This window comes from Moorena sp. SIO2C4, assembly GCF_010672485.1.
Lineage (GTDB): Bacteria > Cyanobacteriota > Cyanobacteriia > Cyanobacteriales > Coleofasciculaceae > Moorena > Moorena producens.
This window is the reverse complement of record NZ_JAAHGN010001066.1, coordinates 1-2,551: the sequence shown is the minus strand read 5'-3', so window position 1 is coordinate 2,551 and position 2,551 is coordinate 1. Positions and strand designations below refer to the sequence as shown.

4 protein-coding genes are annotated in these 2,551 nt (G+C 41.3%); 3 read left to right on the top strand and 1 reads right to left on the bottom strand.

Annotated elements, in window-relative coordinates; translation table 11 throughout:
- Positions 1-101: 101 nt before the first annotated feature.
- A complete protein-coding gene (locus tag F6K20_RS33705; protein ID WP_287297689.1) occupies positions 102-230 on the bottom strand; it encodes a hypothetical protein in 129 nt (42 codons plus the stop codon).
- 262 nt (positions 231-492) lie between these two features.
- Between F6K20_RS33705 and F6K20_RS33700 the strand changes: the two genes are divergently transcribed.
- The 3 genes from F6K20_RS33700 to F6K20_RS33690 all read left to right on the top strand — a co-directional run bounded on the left by F6K20_RS33700 (position 493) and on the right by F6K20_RS33690 (position 1,910).
- Positions 493-1,035, top strand: coding sequence for a cysteine hydrolase family protein (locus F6K20_RS33700; RefSeq protein ID WP_287297687.1), 543 nt, complete (start codon positions 493-495; stop codon positions 1,033-1,035).
- Between the two features lie 141 nt (positions 1,036-1,176).
- Positions 1,177-1,461 carry a hypothetical protein gene (locus tag F6K20_RS33695; RefSeq protein ID WP_287297685.1) on the top strand — a complete coding sequence of 95 codons (285 nt, stop codon included), beginning with the start codon at positions 1,177-1,179 and terminating at the stop codon, positions 1,459-1,461.
- The gene (locus F6K20_RS33690) at positions 1,458-1,910 is read left to right on the top strand and encodes a PIN domain-containing protein (protein WP_287297683.1); all 453 of its coding nucleotides are present in this window, start codon (positions 1,458-1,460) and stop codon (positions 1,908-1,910) included. The genes F6K20_RS33695 and F6K20_RS33690 overlap by 4 nt, the downstream gene beginning before the upstream one ends.
- Positions 1,911-2,551 lie beyond the last annotated feature (641 nt).

The window sequence follows — 2,551 nt, the reverse complement described above, 5'->3', positions numbered from 1 at the left end:
TCCCTAAAACCCAATAGGAAAGTACGTAAGCTATCAGCTATCAGCTAAAGGCCGTTGGCCACGCTTCGCGAACAGTTATAAGCTTATGGGCTATGGGCAAGCTAGGGGAACAGCTTTTGAATAAAACAGGTAAGCATTGGTTTAATTTGAGGAAAGTCACAGGCTAGAAGCCTGTGCCACAAAACTGACGGCTGACCGCTGACGGCTGAATGCTTACGAAAGTACTTCACCTAATTGAGAACTATTTAGAACTGCTATACTGCTTTATACAGTCCTAAAGCTAGAGTTCCCAAATTGTCAGCTATGGAATACAGGGTGCAGGTAATTCCAAGGAAACGAAAAATTAAGGGTTTAGCCAATCATACAAGACGATGCAAATTTCCAGACCAAAAATAACTTATAAATTATGTTAGAGGGTTGTAGTACTTCGTCCTATGCTACTACCGGCGAAATGTGGGTTATAATGAGTAAAAATAGGGGCGGAGAATAGCAATGAAGACAGCACTGATACTAGTAGATATTCAGAATGACTACTTTCCTGGTGGTTCTATGGAACTAGTGGGGATGAATTTAGCTAGTAAAAATGCTCAACATTTACTAGAGCATTTTCGATCAAACAAGTTGCCAACTTTTCATATACAGCACTTTTTTGAAGCTGATTCTAATGAACCCTTCTTTATCCGAGGTACTGAAGGAGTTGAAATCCATGATAGTATTAAACCCCTTCCTGGTGAAGCTGTAATCCCGAAAAATTATCCTAATAGCTTTCGGGAAACTACTTTGCTGGATCAACTCAAACAAGCTGAGATTGAACAGCTAGTTATTTGTGGTGCCATGAGTCACATGTGTATTGATGCTACCACTCGCGCTGCTGCTGATTTGGGTTTTAAGTGTAAGGTAGTTCATGATGCCTGTGCTACTAGAGATCTGGTTTTTGGCAATCAGACTATTATCGCTCAAGACGTACATGGGGCATTTATGCATGCTTTGGGTGTTGCTTATGCTGATGTGATTAGCTTATCGGATTTTTCGTAGGGATTGAACTGAGATAACAACCAGTCCGATTCGTTCTTCAAGATTGATAACAAGAAGATCGATTGTTTAATCACAAAACATCTTCTTGTTATCAAGCCCAATTACTTAACAAATTAAATCTTATCATTCATTGTTTGACTGATGACGTTAATCCTTAACCTGCCACCAGAATTGGAGCAATATCTCTTGCAGGAAGCCAAGCAGCAAGGGATATCCCTCGAAGCTATAACATTACAACTTTTGGAAAACTCTATTCTGCTCAGGCAAAAGCAAGCTGAAGCGGTTAATCTGCTTCAGTCCTGGATTGATGATCAGGATATTGAAGAGCAACAAGAAACAGGTCAGTATTTGATTCATGCATTGGATCAGGATCGACTCTCTGAGCGTCAGTTATTCCCAATTGAGATGAAGGGTGTAAGTTGGTGAGGGGAGTCATAGTGTTGGATGCAGGACCGGTCGGTCTGATCACCAATCCCAAGCTGTCTGCTCAGAGTGTTGCTTGTGCTCAGTGGCTTCAAACTCACCTGACATCAGGTAGTCGTGTTATCATTCCAGAGATTGTAGACTATGAGATTCGCCGTGAGTTGTTGCGAGCAAAGAAGACAAAAGGCATTGCTCGTCTAGATGATTTAACCAAGTTGATTGAATATTTGCCAATTAGAACGGTTGCCATGGGTCAAGCTGCACAACTTTGGGCACAAGCTCGTCAGCAAGGACAACCAACAGCAGGTGACAAAACGATTGATGCTGATATGATTCTGGTGGCTCAGGCCATGACTCTTGGAGTTCCAGATGTTGTAATTGCAACAACGAATGTGGGGCATTTGTCAAGGTTTATTGCAGCCGAGTTGTGGCAGAACATTGCTCCAAGTTGACGGACACCATTACAAAATTCATAAATTTTGATATCAGATAGAGAAACCCCAACTAGTAGTTGGCACCAGAGCGTGGCAGCTGCTAGCTGGGGTTTTCGGTTTCCGCTGCTACTTCGTCGAGTTTGTCTTACTTGTATAGCGCTACGCGCAAGGCAAGAGGCAAAAGTTGACTAAAAAAGCTTTTCAGCTTTTATCAATGTCCTAACTTTAATGCGTAGTGCTATAACTAGCTAAACCTGGGATTAGTGGGAGTGCAGTTATTCTCCTATTTCCTTACAAATGTAGTTATAAATACTACCGATATTCTGGGGTCAAACCCATCAGTATTCACATACTACAGTTGGTCTTACTTGTACCTAGCTAAACCTGGGATTAGTGGCAGCGCAGTTATTCTCCTATTTCCTTACAAATGTAGTTATAAATACTACCGATATTCTGGGGTCAAACCCATCAGTATTCACATACTACAGTTGGTCTTACTTGTACCTAATTAAACCTGGGATTAGTAGCACCACAGTTATTCTCCTATTTCCTTACAAATGTAGTTATAAATACTACCGATATTCTGGGGTCAAACCCATCAGTATTCACATACTACAGTTGGTCTTACTTGTACCTAGCTAAACCTGGGATTAGTAGCA